The sequence below is a fragment of the Skermanella rosea genome (genome assembly GCF_016806835.2).
GTDB classification, from domain to species: domain Bacteria; phylum Pseudomonadota; class Alphaproteobacteria; order Azospirillales; family Azospirillaceae; genus Skermanella; species Skermanella rosea.
In genome coordinates this window covers 2997235-3019888 of the sequence record NZ_CP086111.1, presented here as the reverse complement: position 1 = coordinate 3019888, position 22654 = coordinate 2997235, and the positions used below count along the sequence as shown (strand labels likewise).

The 22654-nt window shown below is 66.1% G+C and carries 14 protein-coding genes; 5 read left to right on the top strand and 9 right to left on the bottom strand.

Features of this window, described 5'->3' with window-relative positions; all coding sequences use genetic code 11:
- The first annotated feature begins 109 nt into the window (after positions 1 to 109).
- Complete coding sequence (locus JL101_RS13930; protein WP_203095681.1) at positions 110 to 2692, top strand: hybrid sensor histidine kinase/response regulator; 2583 nt, start codon at positions 110 to 112, stop codon at positions 2690 to 2692.
- A gap of 28 nt (positions 2693 to 2720) precedes the next feature.
- Here JL101_RS13930 and JL101_RS13925 read toward each other — a convergent pair whose 3' ends face one another.
- Positions 2721 to 3560, bottom strand: coding sequence for a universal stress protein (locus JL101_RS13925; protein ID WP_203095679.1), 840 nt, complete (start codon positions 3558 to 3560; stop codon positions 2721 to 2723).
- Between the two features lie 209 nt (positions 3561 to 3769).
- Between JL101_RS13925 and JL101_RS13920 the strand changes: the two genes are divergently transcribed.
- The gene (locus JL101_RS13920; protein WP_201070044.1) at positions 3770 to 4228 is read left to right on the top strand and encodes a ferritin-like domain-containing protein; all 459 of its coding nucleotides are present in this window, start codon (positions 3770 to 3772) and stop codon (positions 4226 to 4228) included.
- Between the two features lie 75 nt (positions 4229 to 4303).
- Here the strand turns inward: JL101_RS13920 and JL101_RS13915 are convergent, their stop codons facing one another.
- Positions 4304 to 4504, bottom strand: coding sequence for a hypothetical protein (locus JL101_RS13915; protein WP_228435449.1), 201 nt, complete (start codon positions 4502 to 4504; stop codon positions 4304 to 4306).
- Positions 4505 to 4732: 228 nt separating this feature from the next.
- On the opposite strand from JL101_RS13915, the gene JL101_RS13910 reads away from it, so the two are divergent.
- The 3 genes from JL101_RS13910 to glgB all read left to right on the top strand — a co-directional run bounded on the left by JL101_RS13910 (position 4733) and on the right by glgB (position 11108).
- Positions 4733 to 5149: a LemA family protein gene (locus JL101_RS13910; protein ID WP_203095675.1), complete on the top strand. Its 417-nt coding sequence runs from the start codon at positions 4733 to 4735 to the stop codon at positions 5147 to 5149.
- Positions 5150 to 5517: 368 nt separating this feature from the next.
- On the top strand, positions 5518 to 8832 hold the full coding sequence (gene treS / locus JL101_RS13905) for a maltose alpha-D-glucosyltransferase (RefSeq protein ID WP_203095673.1): 3315 nt from the start codon (positions 5518 to 5520) through the stop codon (positions 8830 to 8832).
- On the top strand, positions 8832 to 11108 hold the full coding sequence (gene glgB / locus JL101_RS13900) for a 1,4-alpha-glucan branching protein GlgB (RefSeq protein ID WP_203095671.1): 2277 nt from the start codon (positions 8832 to 8834) through the stop codon (positions 11106 to 11108). The genes treS and glgB overlap by 1 nt, the downstream gene beginning before the upstream one ends.
- Positions 11109 to 11251: 143 nt before the next feature.
- Here glgB and JL101_RS13895 read toward each other — a convergent pair whose 3' ends face one another.
- The 7 genes from JL101_RS13895 to JL101_RS13865 all read right to left on the bottom strand — a co-directional run bounded on the left by JL101_RS13895 (position 11252) and on the right by JL101_RS13865 (position 22647).
- Positions 11252 to 11461, bottom strand: coding sequence for a hypothetical protein (locus tag JL101_RS13895; protein ID WP_203095670.1), 210 nt, complete (start codon positions 11459 to 11461; stop codon positions 11252 to 11254).
- Positions 11462 to 11478: 17 nt separating this feature from the next.
- Positions 11479 to 12336 (bottom strand): RpnC/YadD family protein, encoded by an 858-nt coding sequence (locus tag JL101_RS13890; protein WP_203095668.1) that lies wholly within the window; start codon positions 12334 to 12336, stop codon positions 11479 to 11481.
- A 122-nt stretch (positions 12337 to 12458) separates the two neighbouring features.
- A complete protein-coding gene (locus tag JL101_RS13885; RefSeq protein ID WP_203095666.1) occupies positions 12459 to 16652 on the bottom strand; it encodes a DEAD/DEAH box helicase in 4194 nt (1397 codons plus the stop codon).
- 138 nt (positions 16653 to 16790) lie between these two features.
- On the bottom strand, positions 16791 to 17267 hold the full coding sequence (gene bfr, locus JL101_RS13880; protein WP_201070021.1) for a bacterioferritin: 477 nt from the start codon (positions 17265 to 17267) through the stop codon (positions 16791 to 16793).
- 170 nt (positions 17268 to 17437) lie between these two features.
- Complete coding sequence (gene malQ / locus JL101_RS13875) at positions 17438 to 19621, bottom strand: 4-alpha-glucanotransferase (RefSeq protein WP_203095664.1); 2184 nt, start codon at positions 19619 to 19621, stop codon at positions 17438 to 17440.
- A gap of 37 nt (positions 19622 to 19658) precedes the next feature.
- Positions 19659 to 21533, bottom strand: a complete 1875-nt coding sequence (gene treZ, locus JL101_RS13870) for a malto-oligosyltrehalose trehalohydrolase (protein ID WP_228435448.1) — start codon at positions 21531 to 21533, stop codon at positions 19659 to 19661.
- Between the two features lie 85 nt (positions 21534 to 21618).
- On the bottom strand, positions 21619 to 22647 hold the full coding sequence (locus tag JL101_RS13865; RefSeq protein WP_203095662.1) for a response regulator transcription factor: 1029 nt from the start codon (positions 22645 to 22647) through the stop codon (positions 21619 to 21621).
- Positions 22648 to 22654: the final 7 nt, after the last annotated feature.

Below are 22654 nucleotides of genomic sequence, written 5' to 3'. Positions count from 1 at the left end.
GACATCTTCGAATGATTATGCTCCGTTCCTTCGGAAGAGATGCGATGGTATTATCACTAAGGTAGCACCTCGTCCGTAACGGAGTGGCTGAATTTTGAGTCGGCGACGCATGGACCTGCTGATCCTGACGATGGCGGCGTTTTTCGCGCTGAGCCTTGTGGGTATGCGGGCGGTCTGGCTGTGGTCGGAGTACGACCGCGAACTTGCAAGAGCCGAGTCTGCGAGCCGCGATCTTGCTCGCATGACCGAGGAATACATCGACCGGGTTTTCGAGACCAGCGACCTGATCGCTCTGGAGGTCGTCCGTTACGTCCGGCAGAAGGGCGGCGTCGAGCAGATCCGCAACCGGCTGGAGCCTCACCGTTACTTGGCCGACCTGGCGCGCCGGATCATCGGGTTGCAGATCTTCGTGGTCGACCGCAACGGGACACCCGCGTTGCTGACGACGCAGTTTCCGGCGCCTTCGGGTGATTTCACCGACCGCGCCTGGCTCAAGGAGCACCTGGCCGGGGCGGACCGCCATATCGGAGAGGCTCTGATCGGCCGATTCTCCGGGGAAATCCTGTTCACCTACTCCCGGGCGATCCGCGACAGCGAAGGGTCCCTAGACGGGATCGCCCAGATCTCGCTGCGGCCGACCTTCTTCGAGCAGGTTCCGCTGACCAGCGATCTGGGGGCGGGCGTCCAGTTGATGGTCTGGAACCTCGATGGCGGCGTCATCGCCCGAACGGGCATGGCGCCCCAGGAGATCGGCCGCAATTACAGGGACCATTCGGCCTTCTGGTCTCTTCTCGCCGGGCAATCCGGTACCTTCCGCGCGCAGTCCCCGTTCGGCGGGGGAGAGCGGATCTTCTCCTTCCGGCGCCATGCCTCCTGGCCGGTGATCGTCAGCGCCAGCGTGCCGGTCTCCAGCGCGATGATTCCGTTCCGCGAGACCCTCCACCAGAGCGTCTGGCAGATCGCGCTCCTCCTGTGCGGGATCGCCGCGCTGACGGCGGTATCGCTGCGCATGAGCCGGCGCGAGGCCATCCTGCGCGAGGAACTCACGGTGTCAAACGATGCCCTTGCCCTGTCGGGACGCCTACTGGAAGGGCAGGTCGAGGAGCGGACCCGCGAACTCGGCGCGGCCAACGACAGGATGCGGGAGGAGGAACGGCGCTTCCGCGGCATCTTCAACTCCATGTTCCAGTACATAACCCTGCTCCGGCCAGACGGGACGGTCCTGGAAATAAACCGGGCGGCGCTGGATTTCGGCGGGCTGAGCCAGACCGACGTGATCGGCATGCCGTTCTGGGAAACGCCGTGGTGGCGACCGGACGGTGATGCGGCGGACAAGCTGCGACAAGCGATCACCCGGGCGGCCGGCGGCGAGTTCGTGCGCTACGAGGCCGAGATCACCGGAGTGGCCGATCGTCGGGTCCTGATCGACTTCTCGCTGAAAGGCGTCACCGACGAACAGGGCAGGACCGTCCTGCTGGTGGCGGAGGGGCGCGACATCTCCGACCTGAAGGCGGCGCAGGCGAAGCTCCATGAAGCCCAGAAGCTCGAACTGCTGGGCCAACTGACCGGTGGAGTCGCCCACGACTTCAACAATCTGCTGATGGTCATCCTGAGCAACCTGGATCTTCTCCGGAAACGGTTGCCAGACGATGAGCGCCTGCGGCAGTTCGCCGACAGCGCGATCCAGGCGGCGGAGCGCGGCACCACCCTGACCCAGCGGCTGCTGGCTTTCGCCCGCCGACAGGACCTGCGGCCCGAGGTGGTCGATCTGCGCGACCTCGTGGGAGGCATGAAGGACCTGGTGGAGCGGTCGGTCGGGGTCGGCATCCGCACGGTGTTCGACCTGCCCGACGGCCTGCCGAACGTCCGGGTCGATGCCAACCAGCTCGAACTGGCGTTGCTCAACCTCGTGCTGAACGCGAAGGACGCGATGCCCGAGGGCGGTGTCCTGACCATTTCGCTGCGTCACCAGGCGGCCGACCGCGACGATTCCAGCCAGCCGCGCGCCGGCTTCGTCTGCCTGACGGTAGCCGACAATGGCTGCGGCATGGACGACAGGACGTCCAGGTCATGCATCGAACCGTTCTTCACCACGAAGCAGCCTGGCAAGGGATCGGGCCTCGGGCTGTCCATGGTCCATGGACTGGCGGTTCAGTCGGGCGGCTGGCTGCGCATCCTGACCCAGATCGGCATGGGGACCCGGATCTCGATCGGGCTGCCGGCGGCGGGAACGGTCATGCCGATCAAGCCGCTGCTGTCCGATGCGCGGGAGGAGGCGTCGGCTCCGCCGTCGTGCCGCGTCCTGCTGGTGGAGGACGACGTGCTTGTCGGCATGGGAGCCGAGGCGGTGCTTCAGGATATGGGGCATGCTGTCACGCTGGCCCATGACGGCGATCACGCGCTGGAGATCCTGGACAGCGCCGGACCTTTCGACCTGATCATCACCGATTACGCGATGCCCGGCATGACCGGGCTGGACCTGATCGAGACATTGCGGAGCCGGTACCCAGACCTGCCCATCGTCCTGGCTTCCGGCTATGCCGACCTGCCGACCGGAGCGATCCCGGCGGGCGTGGCAAGGCTATGCAAGCCCTACCGGCCGCCGGACCTCGTCGCCGTGCTGGCCGACCTTCTCGGTCCCGGCGGCCCGTCGAACGTCATCCGCTTCCAGCGCGACCCGCGCGCCCAGTGAGTGCGATCCGTCCGGGCGTTCCGGACCGTCAGTGGGCGAGCAGGACCGGCATGTTCGCCATGGCCAGGATATGGCTGGTGGCGCCGCCGAAGATCATCTGGCGCAGGCGGCTCTGGGTGTAAGCGCCCTTGATGAGCAGGTCGATTTCCAGCGCCTTGGCGTGCTCCAGGATCGTCTCGCCCACGCCGCGGTTCTGCGGAACGTGCATAGCCTGGGCGGGAATGCCGGCGCGCGTCAGATAGCGCGCCGCTTCTTCGGCGCTCGGACCGGCGACCAGTCCGCCCTCCACCGACAGCACGAATACGCGTTCCGCCTGTTCCAGGAAGCTGCGGGCCAGCCCGACCGTGCGCGCCGTCTCCGTGCTGGCGTTCCAGGCGATCATCACGTTGTGGCCGAGGCGGCGCGGGGCCGTCGGCGGCGCCACCAGGGCCGCCCGGCCACCGTCGAACAGCGCCGCCTCCAGGGTGCTCATGCGGGGCGGGGTGGCACCCCGGGACGGCTGGCCCAGCACCGTCACGTCGAACAGCCGCGCATGCTGACCTATGAAGTCGTCGCCCGGCGGAGCTTCGATCCGGAAGGTCGCCCAGGGCTGGCCGGTGCCGGCGCCGCCGTCCAGCGGTATGTCGTTGCGGTTAAGGAACTGCTCGAACTCCATCCGGGAACGCTGGATGCTTTCCCAGTCCTCCTTGCGGAAATCCTCGACCACGTAGGGCGCGCCCATGCCGGTCGCCGCGATGATCCCGGCGAAATCGGGACGGACATGCAGACCTTCCATGTGGCTGCCGAAGCGACGTGCCACCAGCAGGGCCGTCTCCAGCACCGACTCCAGCAGTTCGCTTTCCTCGACCGGAATGAGAATGCTCTTCATGTGCCTGAACCCCCTAGATGCCTTCGTGGTTACCGACCGGTTTCACCGGTGACAATCATCCGCCGAGCCAAGGCGCCGTGCAACCATCTTGCAGGCTAGGTCAAATCGTCACGCGGTGCCGTCCGGACGGGTTCAAGGCGAGACAGCGGGCAGCCCCGGTCCTACTGTGGGCGTGATCCGTTTTTCCCACTCTCCACACTGGTTTGATCATGAACGATGTAGCAGAATTTCTCGCCTATGCGATCAAGCTGGAGGAGGATGCCGCGGCGCGGTTCTCCGATCTGGCCGAATCGATGAAGACCTACGGCAACAGGGAGGTGGCCGAGTTTTTTGGAAAGATGGCGCATTTCTCGCGGCTTCACCTGGCGGAAGCCCGCAAGCGCGCCGGATTCCACAAACTGCCGGACATGAAGCCGGAGGATTTCGTCTGGCCGGGCGACGAGAGCCCGGAGGCGACCTCCATGGAAGGCTCGCACTACCTGATGAACGCGGAATATGCCCTGGCGCTGGCATTGGACAGCGAGGAACGCGGATACGCCTTCTACCAGAACGTCGCCACCACCACGAAGGACCCCGAAATCCGCATGATGGCGGAGGAGTTCGCGGAGGAGGAGGCGGAGCATGTCGCCGAGCTGAAGAAGTGGGTGACGCGGTTCAAGGCCGCCTGATCCGTCCCGATCCACCCGGCTGCCGTCCCGCAGGAGCGGGGCGGCAGCCGGGTGTTCCCTCGGCGACTGCCGGCTTCAGGCCTTCAGGGCGGCGTAATCGATCTCGTACACCTTCTCCTGCGGCTTGTAGCTCTTGAAAGCCGAGATCACGTCGTCGATCGTGACGTCGGCGGGCACGTTCAGGATTTCATAAATAACGGAAGAACCGCTGGTCGGGCCAACATCGGCGCTGCGATGGGCCTTCGTCACCAGTCCTTCGCCCGCAACCTTGATCATGTATGATGCCATTATTCAGCGCTCCTGAAGCTTTGCATGTCGAAAATCGACCAGAACTTTGGTCATGGGGATCTCGGCCCTGCCTGGACCTTGGCGAAGACTAGCAGCCATTCGGGTGCCGCACCGCGCGACAAGTTGCCCTTGGAACGGCGGTCCTGAAAATTCCGCGACAATTTATGCCTTTTCGCCGCACGCGATGGTATGCTCCCGGGGCAGGGGGATACCGATATGGATATGGCGTTGATCGTGGGGGCGCTTTTCGTGCTTTACATCGCGGCGATCTACAATCGCCTTCAGCACCTGCTGCACGTCGTGCAGGAGAGGACGGCGAACGTCGAGGTCGGGGCGCTCGGACGCAACACTCTTCTGGAGAAGCTGGCCGACGGCACCGGCCGCACGCCGGAACACCACCAGCTTTTGATCCAGCTCGCCGGCGTGGAGCAGGATCTTCTGGCCCGCCGGGAGAGCTGCAATGCCGATATCCGGGCTTACAACGCCTATCGCGCCCAGATCCCCCAGATCCTCCTGAGTCGCATCGCCGGCTTCCGCCGGATCGATTTCCTGATTCCGGACCGCACCCTCTCCGCCGGACGGCCGCGCACCGAGGACGGTACTTCGGCCACCGTCACGCCGATGAGGCGCTAGTCCGGATTTCGGACGAGGCCCAACACCCTTCGCCCCGCAGTCGTCGGCACTCCGGACGCCAAGCATCTCCCGGTTCCCTCCGCCAAGCGAAGGCAGACCTTACGGTGACGCAGCCAGATCGGACGCTGCTCCCGTCCAGGCGAAAGCCAAGAGACTTTTGACCGAAGAGGGCCGGCAGCAAGGGCCGGGCAGGGCCGGGACCGCAAAAACTGGGGGGCGCCTGTGCTTTCCAGCGATCTCGCGTGTTACCCTGATCAGTCGCACGCTCATCCAGCACCGGCAGCCCGCGCCGAGGCGCCGTGAGCGGCCAAGATCCGCCAAGCCCATAACCAACGGGCGCCCACGTCCTTGCAACAGCCCGGGATACCATGATCGATCGGAACGACCGCCTCTGGTACAAGGATGCCGTCATCTACCAACTCCACGTGAAGGCCTTCTTCGACGCCGATAACGACGGCATCGGCGACTTCGCGGGGTTGTCCCAGAAGCTGGACTATCTTCAGGAACTCGGTGTCACGGCACTGTGGTTGTTGCCCTTCTATCCCTCGCCGCTGCGCGACGACGGATACGACATCGCCGACTACCGCAACGTCAATCCGTCCTACGGGTTCATGCGGGATTTCCGGCAGTTCGTGCGCGAGTGCCACAACCGCGGCATGCGCGTGATCACCGAACTGGTCATCAACCATACGTCCGACCAGCACCCCTGGTTCCAGCGCGCCCGCACTGCCAAGCCGGGCTCCAACCACCGCAATTTCTACGTCTGGAGCGATTCCGACCAGAAGTACCAAGGTACCCGGATCATCTTCTTGGATACCGAGAAGTCCAACTGGACCTGGGACCCGGTCGCCAAGGCCTATTTCTGGCACCGCTTCTACTCGCACCAGCCGGACTTGAACTTCGACAATCCGGCCGTGATGCGCGAGGTCCTGAGCGTGCTGCGCTTCTGGCTCGACATGGGCGTGGACGGGCTCCGGCTCGACGCCGTGCCCTACCTGATCGAGCGCGAGGGCACGAACAACGAGAACCTCAAGGAAACCCACGACGTCCTGAAGCAGATCCGCTCCGCCGTGGACGAGGGCTACCAGGACCGTATGCTGCTGGCCGAGGCCAACCAGTGGCCGGAAGACGTGCTGCCCTATTTCGGCGACCTGTCCAAGGGCGGCGACGAATGCCACATGGCGTTCCACTTCCCGCTGATGCCGCGCATGTACATGGCGATCGCCCAGGAAGATCGGCATCCCGTCACCGACATCATGCGCCAGACGCCGGAGATCCCGGAGACCTGCCAATGGGCCGTCTTCCTGCGCAACCATGACGAGTTGACGCTGGAGATGGTCACCGACAAGGAGCGGGACTATCTCTGGAACTTCTACGCCAAGGACCGGCGGATGCGGATCAACCTGGGCATCCGCCGCCGCCTGGCTCCGCTGATGGACAACGACCGGCGCAAGATCGAGCTGCTGAACAGCCTGTTGTTCTCCATGCCCGGCACGCCGGTGGTCTATTACGGCGACGAGATCGGGATGGGCGACAACGTCTATTTGGGCGACCGCGACGGCGTCCGCACGCCGATGCAGTGGTCGCCGGACCGCAACGGCGGCTTCTCCCGGTCGGACCCGGCGCGTCTCTACCTGCCGGCCGTCGCCGACCCGATCTACGGCTTCGACGCCGTCAACGTCGAGGCGCAGGAGCGGAGCCCGTCCTCCCTGCTGAACTGGATGAAGCGGCTGATCGCGGTGCGCCAGCAGCAGAAGGCATTCGGCCGCGGCACGCTGCGCTTCCTCTATCCCGGCAACCGCAAGGTCCTGGCCTACCTGCGCGAGCACGAGGGGGAGGTGATCCTGTGCGTCGCCAACCTGTCGCGTTCGGCCCAGGCGGTCGAGCTTGATCTGGCGCGCCACAAGAATTGCGTTCCGGTCGAGCTGATCGGCCGAAGCACCTTCCCGCCGATCGGCGACCTTCCGTACTTGCTGACGCTTCCCGCCTACGGCTTCTACTGGTTCGGCCTGACCGACACTGCCGAGCAGCCGGCCTGGCACGAGCAGCTTCCCGAGGTCATGCCGGAATTCGTGACGCTGGTGATCACCGACGGCTGGCGCAACCCGGCAGGCCGCGCCGCTACGGAGCTGGCCCGCGACGTGTTGCCGACCTACCTGCCCAAGCAGCGCTGGTTCGGCGCCAAGGACGAGGTGATCAACGAGACCCGCGTCCGGACGATCGCGGAGCTTTCGGGACGGGGCGAGAACTTCATGCTCGGCGTCATCGACGTCGTGCTGTCCGGGGTGGAAGAGCCGCATCCGTATTTCCTGCCGCTCGCCGTCACCTGGGAGGAGAGTGCGGCGACGCCCGCGTCGCCCCTGCTGCCCTACACGCTGGCGCGCGCCCGGCGCGGTCCGCGGCTGGGCGGCCTGTACGACGCCATGCAGTCCGACCGTTTCCTGCTGGCCGCGGTCGACGCGATCAAGCGCAACGACCAAGTCAAGGCGAGCTCCGGAACGATCCAGTTCCAGCCGACGCAGCGCATGGCGGATCTGGAGCTTCCCGAGGAGCTGGAAATCCGCCGGCTCGGCGTCGAGCAGAGCAACACTTCCGTCCTGGTCGCCGACCTGATGGTGGTCAAGGCCTACCGCAAGCTGGTCCGCGGCGTGCATCCGGAGCTGGAGATCGGCCGCTTCCTGACCGAGGTCGCCGATTACCGCAACACCCCGCCGTTGCTTGGGTCCGCCTTCCACGTGGATGAGGACGGAACGTCGACCGCCCTGATGATCGTGCAGGGCTTCGTGCGGAACCAGGGCGACGGCTGGAGCTACACAGTCGACCAGCTGGTGCGGTACCTGGACGAGATCCGGCTGGGCGCCCCCGCCACCGAGGAGTCGGACCAGTCCACCGCCGAGAACCTGGAATTCTACATGGCCCTGGCCGGTACGCTGGGACAGCGGACGGCGGAACTGCACCGGGCGCTGGCGGTCGAGAGCGGAGATCCCGCCTTCGAGCCCGAGCCGGTCACCGACGACGATGTCGCCCGGTGGATCGAGGAGGCCAGGGCGCAGGCCGAACGCGCCTTCGGCAGCCTGGAGCAGGCCCGGTCACGGCTGGCCGGCGACGAACTTGCGGAAGCCGAGTCGCTGCTGGAACGCCGCCAGGAGTGCCTCGACCTGATCGGTTCGCTCGTCGCGGGCGGCGTCACCAGCTTCAAGACGCGCTACCATGGCGACTATCACCTGGGACAGGTGTTGAAGGCGCAGAACGACTGGTACGTCATCGACTTCGAAGGCGAGCCGGCGAAGACCCTCGACCAGCGGCGGGCCAAGCACGCGCCGCTCCGCGACGTGGCCGGCATGCTGCGGTCGTTCAACTATGCCGCCTGGGCCGCGGTGAAGCGGGTCCAGGAAATGCAGGCCGATGCCGGCTCGAAGGTGCTCGGCACGGCGCTAGAATGGGAGCAGCAGGCGTCCAGGGCTTTCCTGACCGCCTATCACGACGCGATTCTGGGGTGTCCCAGCTATCCCGCCGACGAGGGCGTTGCAAAACGCCTGCTCGACCTGTTCACGTTGGAGAAGGCGCTTTACGAAGTCGCCTACGAGGCCGCCAATCGGCCGACATGGCTGGGCATCCCGATCAAAGGGGTGGCCGGCATCCTCGATGCACACGCCGCCAGCTCACAGCCTGGGGAGGTTTGATGACCGCCTATACCAAGAACCCGACCAGCCAGCCCGTAGCCGAACCTTCCGGCGGGGCGGGTGCGAAAAGCGCCGAAGCCCTGCGGCAGGAGATCGAGGCCATCGTCCGGGCCGACCACGGCGATCCGTTCGGCATCCTGGGCATGCACACCGACGGGCCGGACGGAGCCGTCACGGTCCGCACCTTCATCCCCGAAGCGCGCCGGATCCTGCTGATCGACAGCGACAGCGGCCAGCCGGTGGCGGATCTGGAGAAGGTTCATCCCGACGGCTTCTGGGCCATCACGCTCGACGATCGCAAGAACCGCTTCCGGTACCGGTTCCGCATCGACTTCGCGACGCATACCGGAGAGTTCGAGGACGCCTACAGCTTCCCGCCCGTCCTGGGCCAGCTCGACGTCCACCTGCTGGCGGAAGGCACCCACCTGCGCAGTTTCGAGCGGCTGGGTGCCCATCCGCACGAGATGGAAGGCGTCGCGGGAACGGCGTTCGCGGTCTGGGCGCCCAATGCCCGGCGGGTCTCCGTCATCGGCGACTTCTGCAATTGGGACGGCCGCCGTCTGCCCATGCGCAAGCGCCACGAATGCGGCGTGTGGGAGCTCTTCGTTCCCCATGTCGCCAAGGGCGACCGCTACAAGTACGAGATCAAGGGGCCGGGCGGCAACCTGATGCCCCTCAAGGCGGATCCCTACGCCTTCCGCGCCGAAATGCCGCCGCACACCGCGTCGGTCGTGCAGGGGCTGAACGACCATGACTGGGCCGACCAGGAATGGCTGCGCGACAGGGCCCGCACGGACTGGCGGGCCAAGCCGGTGTCGATCTACGAATGCCATCTCAGTTCGTGGAAGCGTCCGGACGGCGACGGCGGGATGCGTTACCTGACCTATGACGAGCTGGCGGACGATCTCGTCCCCTATGTCAAGGAGATGGGCTACACCCACATCGAGCTGCTGCCGATCACCGAGTTCCCGTTCGACGGGTCTTGGGGATACCAGCCGATCGGAATGTATGCGCCGACCAGCCGGCACGGCGATCCGGTCGCCTTCTCCCGCTTCGTCGAGCGCTGCCACAGGGAAGGGATCGGCCTGCTGCTGGACTGGGTGCCGGGCCATTTCCCGACGGATCCGCACGGCCTGGGCATGTTCGACGGGACCCATCTGTACGAGCATGCCGACCCGCGCCAGGGCTTCCACCAGGACTGGAACACCCTGATCTACAATTTCGGCCGGCGCGAGGTGTCGAGTTTCCTGCTGGGCAGCGCGCTGTACTGGATGGACCAGTTCCATTTCGACGGTATCCGGGTCGATGCGGTGGCGTCGATGCTGTATCTCGACTACAGCCGGCAGGCCGACCAGTGGGTGCCGAACCAGTACGGCGGCAACGAGAACCTGGAAGCGGTCGCCTTCCTGAAGCGGATGAACGAGCTGGTCTACGCCAACCATCCCGGCGCCATGACCGTGGCCGAGGAGTCGACCTCGTGGCCGGGCGTGTCGCGGCCGGTCTATCTGGGCGGGCTCGGCTTCGGCTTCAAATGGAACATGGGCTGGATGCACGACACGCTCCGGTTCATGTCCAAGGACCCGATCCATCGCCGCTACCATCACCATGACCTGACCTTCGGGCTGCTTTACGCCTTCAGCGAGAACTTCGTGCTGCCGCTGAGCCATGACGAGGTGGTGCACGGCAAGGGCTCCCTGCTGAACAAGATGCCGGGGGACCGCTGGCAGAAGTTCGCCAACCTGCGGGCCTATTACGGCTTCATGTGGACCCACCCGGGGAAGAAGCTGCTATTCATGGGCGGCGAGTTCGGCCAGGAGCGGGAGTGGAACCACAATCAGGGCCTGGACTGGTTCCTGCTCGACGATCCGTTCCACAAGGGCGTGCAGAACCTGATCCGCGACCTGAACCACCTGTATCGCGATACCGCCGCGCTGCACGAGCTGGACAACGAAGCCCCGGGCTTCGAGTGGATCGAGGCGAACGACAGCGACAACAGCGTCCTGGCCTTCCTGCGCTACGGCAAGGACAGGGAGCGTCCGATGGTCTCGGTCAGCAACTTCACGCCGCTTCCGCGGCAGGGCTACCGGGTCGGGGTGCCGCTGCCCGGCTTCTACCGCGAACGGCTGAACACGGACGCCGGTGTCTACGGCGGCAGCGACGTCGGCAACGGCGGCGGCGTCGAGGCGGAGGAGGTTCCGCACCATGGCCGGCCCTACTCGGTCTGCCTCACGGTGCCGCCGCTGGGCACTCTGGTGCTGGAACGGCAGGCGTCCTGACGGATCAGGGGGCGGACGGGTGTCCGCCCCCGATAGCCGGTCCCGGCACGGATTGCCCATCCGCTACGAGATTCAACGTGGAAGCCCGCATCCGTGTTGGCGGAGGCGCTCGCCCTGGTGCATCCGCGAGGGCGGGGCGCCTGTCAGGGCGTGCCGTCGGTCCGGCGGTTGATCGCGAATACGGCCGAGGTGGCATCGAAACCCCGACGGCTCAATTCGTCCAGCAACTCCCCGAGCATGTCGCTTATGCACGTCGCGTCATCGTCGTTGATCTCCGCGCCGTCCGGGTCGATCACGCGCACCGCTTCGGATCCGTCATCGAAGCGGGCGACATAGCATCCAGGGGTGGACATGACCGGGTTCGGGCGGGTCAGTGCTGAGCGGGGGAAAGGATCGATTCGAGCGCGCCAGCATCGAGGGTGGAGGCATCGCACACCGCATCCATCCAGCGGTCGAGTTCTTCGGCGGAGCCGCCGCGCACGCGCTCAAGCACCGAATGCGGGACCTGTCCGAGACGGCGCTCGATCTGCCTGATCAGGGATCCGGCCTTCCCCTTGATTTCGCCCCTGGCCTCGCCGCGGGCCTCTCCCATCGCGGCGATTTCCCGAAGATAGGGGTGTTCATCGACGTTGATCTGGACTGCCATGGACTTCAGCTCCTCCTTCACGACCGGTACCGCCCTGCGCAGTTGGGCAAGGATTAAGAGTTTGGCCGCCGCATCGTCACGAGCCCGGCGGTCGAGCGGCACGAGGCGGGTCAGGATGTTCCGGACGCGCGTCCTAATATCGTCGCTTCCGCACAGGATTGCCAGCACCGCATCCTCGGGGGCCGGACTGTCGAGCAACGGCCGGGGGTCGAGGTCGCCGATGTAACGGACATGGTAGGCGAAGTTCAGGTTGGGGTGTGCGATGCCGGCCGGCTTGTCCCTGCCGCGTTCGCCCAGGTGCAGGACGAGCTGCGTCACCGGAGCGCCGTCGTTCAATTCCGATATCGGACCGTAGTATTCGAGCATGCGCCAGTCCAGACGCGCGTCCGGGCCGGCCTGCAATTCCAGGTGAAAGATGCTCCCGTTCATCAGTCGGGCCACCATGTCGGGGCGCCGCTGGCGCACCAACGAGAACTCGGCGGAGAGGAAACACTGGACCGGTGCGCCCGCCAGCATTCCCAGCAGGGCCGGGGCACCAGCCCATACCAGTTCCTTCACCGTCGCGTCGTAATGGTTCGCCATCGTTAAGCTCCCGCACGCCCGGGTATTCCGGAGCAGCGCGAGCTGTCGCGGTTTTCGCCGTTCGGGTCGATGCGGTGCGGTGACGCGGAACCTGCCGTCCTCCTGTATCGCTCGGCCCGGGATCAGCCGCTCAGCAGGTTCATCAACTCCTCGTCGCTGAGCTTGGCGCTGGCCTCGCTGCCGTCCAGCAATTCGGCAGCCATCTGACGCTTGTCCTGGTGCAGTCCGAGGATACCCTGTTCGATCGTCCCGGCGACGGCGAGGCGGTAGACGGTGACGGGGCGCTGCTGGCCTATCCGATGGGCGCGGCCGGAGGCTTGGTCCTCGACCGCGGGGTTCCACCAGGGGTCGAGGTGGATGACGTAATCCGCGGCGGTCAGGTTCAACCCGGTGCCTCCCGCCTTGAGGCTGATCAGGAACAGGTCGCCCTCGCCGGCCTGGAAGGCCTTGACCCGTTTCTCCCGCTCGCGCTGCGGCGTCTGGCCGTCCAGGTACTGGTGGGCGATCCCGCGTTCCTCCAGGGCCTTCCTCACGATCTCCAGGAACCCGACATACTGGCTGAAGACCAGCGCCTTGTGCCGGTTGCGCAGCAATTCGTCGACCAGTTCGAGGAACAGCGACAGCTTGGCACCTTCCATCCCGGTCGCGTCGGGAGCCGCCAGGGAAGGGTGGCAGCAGGCGCGCCGCAGCCGGGTGATCTCGGCGAGGATATGGATCTTGCGCTGGGCGGAGGCGTCGTCGGGCAGGCTCTCGATCCGCTCAATGGCGCGGCGGCGCAGCGCTTCGTAAAGGGCCCGTTCGTCGTCGTCCAGATCGACCAGGATCGTCTGGTCGGTGCGCGGCGGCAGTTCGGTCAGCACCGCCGACTTGGTGCGGCGCAGGATGAACGGACCGACCAGAGCCTTCAGGGCTTGCCTGGCCGCCCGGTCGCCGCGCTCGATCGGCAGGGCGAAGCGCTTCCGGAAGCTTTCCAGCGAACCCAGCAGGCCCGGATTGATGAAGTGGAACAGACTCCACAGCTCTTCCAGGTAGTTCTCCACCGGAGTGCCGGTCAAGGCCAGCCGGAAGTCGGCCTGGAGCCTCATGCTGGCCTGGGCGCGCTTTGTCGCCGCGTTCTTGATCGCCTGCGCCTCGTCCAGGATGGCGATCCTCCAGGGCGTTTCCGACAGAAGCGCTGCTTCCTGGTTGAGCAGGCCATAGCTGGTGACCAGCACGTCGAAGGGACCCAGCGACTTGACCAGGGCGGTGCGGTCTCCGGCATCGGCGAACTGGCGGACGGAAAGGGACGGTGCGAAGCGTTCGATCTCGGCGGCCCAGTTGTGGCAGACCGAGGTCGGGGCGACCACCAGGGTGGCGCCTTGGGGCGCATGCTCCAGCATCACGGCGATGGCCTGGACGGTCTTGCCCAACCCCATGTCGTCGGCCAGGCAGGCTCCGGCACCCCAGTGGGCCAGCCGCGACAGCCAGCGGAAGCCTTCGACCTGATAGTCGCGCAGGTCGGCCTGGAGCGTCGAGGGGACCTTCGGGGCGTGGTGGCCCGCCTCCCGGATCCGTTCGAGCTGCTCGCGCCACTGCTTGTCGGCGTCGAGCTTCCCGGCATCCTCCAGCGCCTCCGCGACGGCGAATGCCGCCATCCGATGCACCTTGCGGCCCCGCCCGTCGCCCTCGGACAGCGCACCCAGGCGATCCAGGCGGCGGCGCAACTCCTCCGTCAGCGCCAGGAAGCGACCGTCGTCGAGCTGGATGAATCGGCCCTGGGTCCGGGCGGCCCGGTCCAGCAGCTCCCGCAGGTCCATCACCAGGTTCTCGTCGATGCGGATTTCGCCGCTGACCTGGAACCAGTCGCGCGATGCCCGCAGCTTGACCGACATGCCGGCGCTCGCTGCCGCAACGGTGACCTGGAGCCGGCCGCCTTCGGGCCACTCCAGCGAGACCGTTCCGGGGTATGCCTGGACCTCCGACAGGAACTGAAGGCTGTCATAGAGGTCCGGCAGCTCCCATTCCATCTCGCCCACGGCGCGCTGGTCGAGGCTGGGACAGGCAGCCAGCAAGGCATTGAGTTCCGCCGTTTCCCGTTCCAGGTCGCGATTGGCGCGCTGGGTCTTGCCGTCGACCAGCGACAGCACCGATTTGCCGGCTTGCCCCGGCAGATAGTGCGGCCCGGCGTTCCCGAACGGCAGGACGAAGGCGGACGCCCGAAGCCCGCGGTCGACCGGGACCAGGCGAAGGACGGGCTTCGGATCGCCCTCGATCGCCGGCACTTCCACGGCGTCGATCTCCGAGCGGATGGGCAGCGCCCCGCCGATCGATCGCCGGACGAGGTTCACGACGCGGTCCCGTCCGTCGCGGGGGACGGTCATGCCGTCCGGTCCGAGAAGCGACCCGACCTTCACTACGTCCGCCGAGACATCGATCACACGGTAGCGGTCAGGGGTCTCCTGCTCCAGGAAGGCCGTGGGCTGGTCGGAGAAGTGGGAAAGCGCGATGCGATACCCGCCCCGTACCTCGGAGACGACCAGTTCGACCGGATAGCGGACGAGTTCGAGCTGGCGGCTCCTGTCGTCCGCGCGGAACACCCGGGGGTGCCCGACCAGGGCGAGAAGCGTTTTGTAGGGATCCGGGCCGTAGCTTTCCGTCGTGGGCTGATAATAATAGTTCAGCTCGTGAGTACGCCGCAGCGTCGAGGCCACCCGCCGGTCGTGGTCATCCATCTCGAGCGGCGGCTCGTTTTTGCCGACACGGCGGAAAGACAGCGTGCGTCCTGCATTCCATCCTTCCCTCACCTTCGCGGTCTGCTCGACCACCTCGATCGTCCCGATATCGGGCTCCAGAAGCCAGATCAGGCGCTTCGACCGCTTCCTGGCTGTCTCCGCAACCGGTTTGTCAGGCGGCGCCAGCAATGTTTCAAGATGGTCGAGCGCGCGTTCCCATGGGTCGTTCACCTCGATCAGGTCGACCAGGCGGATGATCGGCTGGCGGTCGGGCCGTTCCAGGTACTCCCTGTAAATCTCGGGATCGCCAGCCAGCTTCTCCAGCAGCGAAGCGTAGATCTCCGCCACCAGCGGCAAGGTGTCCCGATTGCTCTCGAACAGCGCCTTGAGTTCCGCCATTCGGCCCCGGAGCGGCAAGGGGTCGAGCAGGAATTGGGCAAGCGGTTCGAGGGCCCGGGCCAGCGGAGCATCGTATCTGGCGGCAGTGTTCCTCAGGATGCTTCCGGCCACATCGTCCTTTCCCTGCACGATCAGAGCCATCGCCCAGATCGCAGCGACGCCGCCCTGGGTCGAGCCGGGCCAGGTATCGCGCCCGGCATCCTCCACCCAGCCGAGCAATTCCGGGATCAGCGCCGGATTTCCTTCCCGCAGGATGCACAGCATCGCCAGCAGGCCCTCTATGTCGGGCAGGAAGATCTTTCGCCTGCGGGTGGATTTGCGGAACAGCTTCAGCCCCTCGCGGAATTCCGCCAGCGCCTCCGTGTTCCGTCCGCAGAGGAAATCGGCCATCGCCGAGATCAGATGCTGGTAGGCGGCCACCATCACGGCATGGTCGCTCGCCTTTTCCCCCTCGATCTCCTGCGTCCCGGGGCGCAGCTCTTCCCTGATCCGACTCGCTCCGGCAGGGTCGCCCCTCAGGATCGCATAACGCGCGAGGGAAATGCGGGTGCCGGGATTCTCGCTCACCGCCGCGAGCTGGTCGAGTTGCGCCCGCAGATCATCGAAATCCGGGGGGCGGTGCCCGGTGCGGAGAAGCACGTTGAGCTTCGCCGCCAGCACGGCTTCCCGGATGACGGGTGCCCGGCTGGACACCCAGTCCGGGCGCAGGCTGACATGGCCGAAGAAACCCGCCAGGAGGGCCAGGGTGCCGGGCGTGTCCTCCACCAGCCTTCCGGTCATGGCATCGGCATAGTTCCCGTAGACCACGAAACGCAGCTCCCGGGTCCGATGCGCCTGATAATGGATGTATCCGGTGGGACGGCTGGTCCGCTCCACCGCTTCGATATAGAGGCCATGCTGCGGATCCGCGAAAGCGGCGATGTTCATGTCATGGCAGAACTGGTTTCTCTCCTGGTTCAATCCCAGCCACAGGCCGCTGCCCTTGATCTGTGCCACGACCTCACCGACGAAGCCCGCCCCGAGCGTCTTTCCGCCGGGCAGCGGAATTCGGACCGCCGAGGCCGCCTTGTACAGCGTGTTGTTCCCCGCTTCGGCGCCGGCGACGATCTTCAGGTGAGCCACGACCTGTGCGGCGGGCGACAGCTCGTCATAAAGGCGACGCAGTTCCTCGGGCGGGGGAGCTTCCGAGGTCTCGGCCTGGGGCATGAGGGGGCTGTGCTGCATCGGGCAACGCTAGCGATTGCGGACCGGTGTATCAACAGTCAGGCAAGAGCGGGAAAGCAAAACGGCGGCCCCGAATGGGACCGCCGCCGGATCTGGCACGAAGGGATGTGGAAGGAGCGCTCAGCTCGCTTCGAACATCTGCTCCTGCTGGTAGTTCTGGGCACCGACGCGCTGGATCAGGTCGAGTTGGGTTTCCAGCCAGTCGATGTGCTCCTCGGTCTCATCGAGGATCTTGACGAAGATCTCGCGGGTCTGGAAGTCGCGGACCTCTTCGCAGTAGGCGATCGCCTCCTGGAGGCAGGCGCGGTTATGGCTCTCGACGCCTAGGTCGCAGGTGAACATCTCCGGCACGTCTTCGCCGATCTTCAGCTTGTGCAGGTCCTGAAGGTTCGGCAGGCCTTCGAGGAACAGGATCCGCTCGATGATGTAATCGGCGTGGTTCATCTCGCCGATGGATTCGTCGTAGACATACTTGGCGAGCCGCAGAAGTCCCCAGTTCTTCAGCATGCGCGCGTGCAGGAAGTACTGGTTGATCGCCGTCAACTCGTTCGTCAGAATGGTATTCAGATGACGGATTACTTTGGGATCGCCCTTCATTTTCTTCTCCGTGCAAGCGCTGTGGACTAGCCCCTCGATCGCACCCGACTGGGGTGCGGAAACCTCGCGTTCTGTTAAATATACGAACCGGCCCGAAATAAAACCTGAAAGTTATTCTCAAGGCCGGATTTCTTGTACTGATAACCATTCTCACCATGACGACCCCTAGGTCAGCCGCGACCGTGCTCGCGGTCGATCGCCTGGACGATGGCCCGGGCGAGCGGCGATTCGGGAATGGCCCCGATCGCGGCCGGAAGCTTGCGCTGCCAGTTCGGGTGCTGGTGGACGGTGCCGGGCAGGTTCGGCTGATCGATTTCGCCGACCATGTCCTCGACCTGGACCATCAGGATGCGGCCGGGCGTGCGCGCCAGATACCCATGGATGGCTCCGGCCAGTTCGGCTGTCAGCGTTTCGGAGCCGGTCTCCTGCGGGACGACGCCGGACCAGCGCATGGAGGACAGCAGGCGTTCCCGATCGGTCCTTCGCTCCGCCAGTTCGGAATCGAGCGCACCGGGTTCGGAATACTGCCCCAACTCGGCCCTGATCCGGATGTCGTGGCCGTTCCACCAGCCCTTCAGGGTGGGCAGGTCGTGGGTGGTGACGGACACCAGGGAATCGCGCGGGTAATGTTCGGGCGCGATGAAGCCCTTGTCCGGACCGCGCTCGAAATAGAGCACCCGGTATGACAGGATCCCGGCCTTCTGCATGGCCGGGCGGAAGCCATCCGGGACCGTGCCGAGATCCTCGCCGATCACGAGGCAGCGGTTCCGCCGGGACTCGAGCGCGATGATGCGCACGAGGTCGCGCATGGGATAGGCCACGTAGGCGCCGCCCTCGTGGTCCGGCCGCGACGGGATCCAGAACAGGTGCTGGAGCGCCATCACGTGGTCGATTCGAATCGCGCCGGCATGGCGCATGTTGGCACGCAGCGACTGGATGAAGGTTTCGTACGCCGTCTCGATCAGGCCGAGCGGCGACAGCGGCGCCAGCCCCCAGTTCTGTCCGTCGGGGCTGAACATGTCGGGCGGCGAACCGACATTGGCACCCTGAACGATGACGTCCTGCGCCGACCACGCCGCGGCGCCTCCGGGATGGTTGGCGACCGCGAGGTCGCGGTAGAAGCCGATCGGCATGCCGGCGCGATGGGCCCGGTGCGCCGCCGCGGCCAGTTGGTCGTCGGCGACGAACTGAAGCCATTGGAAGAACTCGACCCGGTCGGCTTTCTCCTCCGCGAACCGGGCAACCGCCTCGCTCCGGGGGTCGCGATAGGCCGCGGGCCAGTCCTGCCAAGCCCACTTGCCTTCGCCCTTGAAGAAATGCTCGTGCAGCGCGTCGAAGACGGATTGCCGGACAAGCGGTTCGTCCATTTCCCGTTGGAACAGGAGGAAGGCGTCGCGGCGCGGCCCGGTCGACTCCCGGGCGCTTTTGAAGACCAGTTCTAGAACCGGCATCTTGAGGTCGGCGACCGCCCCGTAATTGACCAGCGGCGCTTCGCGGACGGCCTGGAGCTGCACCTGGAAGTCGGCGCTGTCGACCAGCGCCCGGGCCTCCGGACTCTCCGCCAGCTCAGGCAGGCCGGCGACATCGATGAACAGGGTGTTCAGGAAACCCCGGTTGCTTGGCGAATAGGGACTGTTGTGGTTGGGATCGGCCGGAAACAGGGCATGCAGCGGGTTCAGGCCCAGCACGCCGGCCCCCATGGCGGCGGCTTGCTCCGCCGCGGTGCCGGCATCGGCATAGTCGCCGATGCCCCAGTTCGTCGCGGAGCGAAGGGCGTAGAGCTGCACGCCCATGCCCCACGACCATCCGTCGCCGCCCGCCAGCTCGTCGGGCGACAGGCAGCTTTCGGGAGCCACGATCACGCAGGCAGCCCCCTCGTGAACGACGCTGTCGGCCACGTTCAGCTGGATCGCCAGCCGGTGGTAGCCCTGGGGCAGGGCTTCGGGCAGGGTCAGGCGGTGCCGGGTATAGCGGACGTCGTCGAACGTCTCCTCCCCGACCGCCGGCAGGTCGGACAGGGGCTGCTCGCCCCAGTGGACGTCGCCGAACTCCTCCGACAGGGTCCAGGTGATCCCGGCGGGGCCGGTGCGGTCGGGCACCGTGAAATCGATCTCCACCGCGTCCGACTCGCCGAGGACGAAGACCGGCTTCAGCATGCGCCGCCAGTCGCGCTCCCGCAGCCGGTAGAGGCTGTCGGCAGCCTCCTCCGGCGTGCCGGCCGGGAAGCCCATCGCCTGGACCAGGTCCCGCTTGGTGGCGGGGCCGATCTCGCGCCGGTTTCCCCAGATGTCGTGATAGAACGGCTCGACACCCAAAAGCCCGGCCAGCCGGTCCAGATCGGCTCCATCCTTCATGCTCTGCTTTCCCCTCTTGATCCCACCGGTCTCCGCGTCAGACCGTGCCGGACGGTTCGGTGATGTACCAGGCGACGGTCCAGGGACCGAGACGTCCGGATTTCAGGTCGCCGCCCGCCGGCTGTCCGCCTTGGGATCGGCCGGTCTCGAACAGCGGGTCGACAGTGGGCGCTTCGATACCGTCCACGGCCTCGTCGCCCAGGTTAGCAATCAATGTCAGCCGTCCGCCATCCTTGAAAGGCCAATGGGCTTCGATCGCGGTCCTGCCGCGGACCTTCGCGACGCTGTCGGACCCGATGCCGGCAAGCCGCGGAACCAGAAGGCGCGACCTGATGCCTATCAGGGTTTGGTACCAGTCCATCCATTCGGTATGGCCGGAGGCCGTCGCCGCGTTCCAGTCGAGCTTCGATCCCTCGAAGGTGCTTTCGGCGTTGGGGTCGGGGATCTTCTTGCGCGCTTCCGGGTCGGAGAACTCGGCGAAGCCGGCGAACTCCTTGCGGCGCCCCTCGCGCACGGCGTCGGCCAATTCCCCGTGGAAATCGGTGAAGAAGTTGAACGGACGGTCGCTGGCCCATTCCTCGCCCATGAACAGCATGGGGATCTGCGGCGTCAGCAGGAACACCGCCGTGATCGCCTTCAGCCGCTCGGCCGGGATCAGCGCGGACAGCCGCTCGCCCATGGCGCGGTTGCCGACCTGGTCATGGTTCTGGAGGAAGCTGACGAAGGCCTGCGGCGGCAGGTGACCGCTGGCTTCGCCGCGGATCTTGCCGTCCTGGTGGGGGGAAGGATCGCCCTGGTAGACGAACCCGTCCGCCAGCGAGCGGGCCAGCTTGCCGTGCGAATCGTCTGCGAAGTCCTCGTAGTAGCCGGCGCGCTCGCCGGTCACCAGGGCATGGGCGGTATTGTGGAAATCGTCGTTCCATTGCGCGGTGAAGTGGGGCGGCAGGCCGGCGTCGTCGCGGCCCAGCCGGTGCGCCTGGTTCGCTTCGTTCTCGAGCACGAGGTGGACGTGCCGGCCGGGAGTGCCCGACTCGATCCTGCCGCGGACGGTCTCCGCCAGCTCGGTCAGGATGTGCGGCTTGCTGTCGTCGATGATCGCGTGGACGGCGTCGAACCGCAGCCCGTCGAACCGGTACTCATCGAGCCAGTAGAGCGCATTGTTGATGAAGTAGTCGCGGACCGGGCGTGCGTCCTTGCCGTCGAAATTGATCGCCGCACCCCAGGGGGTGTGGTGGCGCTCGGTGAAGAACGACTTGGCGTAGGTGCTGAGATAATTCCCCTCCGGCCCGAAGTGGTTGTAGACCACGTCCAGGAAGACCATCAAATCCCGCTCGTGCGCCTCGTCGATCAGCCGCTTCAGGGCGTCGGGCGCGCCGTAGGCATCGTCGGGCGCATAGGGCAACACGCCGTCATAGCCCCAGCCGCGCCGACCGGCGAAGTCGGCCAGCGGCAGGAACTCGATCGCCGTGACGCCGAGCTTCGCCAGATGGTCGAGCTTGCGGCGGACGCCGTCATAGGTCCCTTCGTCGGTGAAGCAGCCGATATGCAGTTCGTAGAGGATCGTCTCTTCCCACGGCCGGCCGCGCCATGCGGTGTTGCGCCACTCGTAGGCGTTGGGATCGACCACCTGGCTCGGACCATTGACGTCTTCCGGCTGGAAGCGGGAGGCGGGATCGGGAACGCACAGCCCGTCGGGCAGCCGGTACTGGTATCGGGTTCCGGCCGGGGCACGGTCGGTCACGGTTTCGAACCAGCCGTCCTCCCGCGCCGTCATCGGCAGGGGAGAGTCCGTCCGGCCGTCGAGGACAAGGCCGATCTCGGCATGTGAGGGCGCCCAGAGGCGGAAACGGGTGGTTCCGTCCTGGCGGAGTTCGGCGCCGAAAGGCATGGAGTGGGCAAAGCGGGCGGACATCGGGGAGCCATCCTGGGATTGGACTGATGAGACACCGCTTAGAACATCCACACATGGCGGATGATCCCGCCCATTCCCGGAAAGCTCAAAGAAAGCCGCCCGTCCCGGCGACTCCGCCCTGGGCAAAGCCCTTGGTCCCGTCGGCCGCCTTGGCCTCCGCCAACGCATTGAGACGGCTGCGGTAAAGGGCAGCGGCAGCGCCGACCTCGCGCGCCAGGGCATCCGCAAGGCGGTCGGGGCTGAGCGTCGCCATGATCTCCAGCGCCGAGGGCATCAACCGGTCCAGCCCCGGCGGAACCATGCCGGAGAGGATCTGGGCGTGCGCCACCTCGACCGCGGCGATCAGCGCTTTCGCCTGGTCGGCCGCCGCGGCGCGGCTGCCGGTCGCCTGGGCGGACAGGCGATGGATAAGGTCGTCCAATACCGGAACCACCCGCGTGAGATGCTCCACGGCGATCCGCTCGGCAGGCTCGACCGCAAGTCCCGGGGCCGCGAACTCGATCAGGAAGGCCGCCTGGAACGCCTGCCTCAACAGTTTCTGCTCGTTCACCTCGGCCGATGCCCGTTCGATCAGCTCGTGCGGGTTGGTCCTGCCGAAGGCGTTGGTCGCCTTCAGGCGCAACGTGTTCGGGACCTCGACCAGGGGAATTTGGCTGCCTTCGCGCGGGGACTTCCGCCGGTCCGGGCCGATGAAGTCGCTGGTGACCACGAAGTTCCGCGGACCTTCCACCAGAGCCGTGATGCGCTCGTGGAGCTGCTTGGGGGCCAGCGGCTTGACCAGCAACGCGTCGGCGCCGCAATTGGTCACCCGGGCGAGCAGCGGCTTGGTCGGGTTGAAGGCGGTCACGACGATCGCCAGGAACGGGTTGGCGCCGAGTACGCCGTGTCGGATCGCATGAACGACCCTGAAAGTCTCGCTGTCCGCGCCGGTGGCGTCGGCGACCAGAAGGTCGGGATTGCCGGTTCCGAACGCTTTCCGGACGTCCTCCATGTGGCCGAACGCCTGCACGCGGCTGATCCGCAGATGTCCCAGGGCGTCGCGCATCAGGCGGCGGACATTGCCCTCGGGCTCGAACAGGATGCACTCGACCTGGCTTAGATCGTACTCTGGCATGGGCGAT

What these genes read in the sequence shown, in the direction of transcription:
- JL101_RS13930 (WP_203095681.1), top strand. Translation starts at nt 110, where the DNA reads ATGGACCTGCTGATCCTGACGATGGCGGCGTTTTTCGCGCTGAGCCTT.
- JL101_RS13925 (WP_203095679.1), bottom strand. Translation starts at nt 3,560, where the DNA reads ATGAAGAGCATTCTCATTCCGGTCGAGGAAAGCGAACTGCTGGAGTCG.
- JL101_RS13920 (WP_201070044.1), top strand. Translation starts at nt 3,770, where the DNA reads ATGAACGATGTAGCAGAATTTCTCGCCTATGCGATCAAGCTGGAGGAG.
- JL101_RS13915 (WP_228435449.1), bottom strand. Translation starts at nt 4,504, where the DNA reads ATGATCAAGGTTGCGGGCGAAGGACTGGTGACGAAGGCCCATCGCAGC.
- JL101_RS13910 (WP_203095675.1), top strand. Translation starts at nt 4,733, where the DNA reads ATGGATATGGCGTTGATCGTGGGGGCGCTTTTCGTGCTTTACATCGCG.
- treS (WP_203095673.1), top strand. Translation starts at nt 5,518, where the DNA reads ATGATCGATCGGAACGACCGCCTCTGGTACAAGGATGCCGTCATCTAC.
- glgB (WP_203095671.1), top strand. Translation starts at nt 8,832, where the DNA reads ATGACCGCCTATACCAAGAACCCGACCAGCCAGCCCGTAGCCGAACCT.
- JL101_RS13895 (WP_203095670.1), bottom strand. Translation starts at nt 11,461, where the DNA reads ATGTCCACCCCTGGATGCTATGTCGCCCGCTTCGATGACGGATCCGAA.
- JL101_RS13890 (WP_203095668.1), bottom strand. Translation starts at nt 12,336, where the DNA reads ATGGCGAACCATTACGACGCGACGGTGAAGGAACTGGTATGGGCTGGT.
- JL101_RS13885 (WP_203095666.1), bottom strand. Translation starts at nt 16,652, where the DNA reads ATGCCCCAGGCCGAGACCTCGGAAGCTCCCCCGCCCGAGGAACTGCGT.
- bfr (WP_201070021.1), bottom strand. Translation starts at nt 17,267, where the DNA reads ATGAAGGGCGATCCCAAAGTAATCCGTCATCTGAATACCATTCTGACG.
- malQ (WP_203095664.1), bottom strand. Translation starts at nt 19,621, where the DNA reads ATGAAGGATGGAGCCGATCTGGACCGGCTGGCCGGGCTTTTGGGTGTC.
- treZ (WP_228435448.1), bottom strand. Translation starts at nt 21,533, where the DNA reads ATGTCCGCCCGCTTTGCCCACTCCATGCCTTTCGGCGCCGAACTCCGC.
- JL101_RS13865 (WP_203095662.1), bottom strand. Translation starts at nt 22,647, where the DNA reads ATGCCAGAGTACGATCTAAGCCAGGTCGAGTGCATCCTGTTCGAGCCC.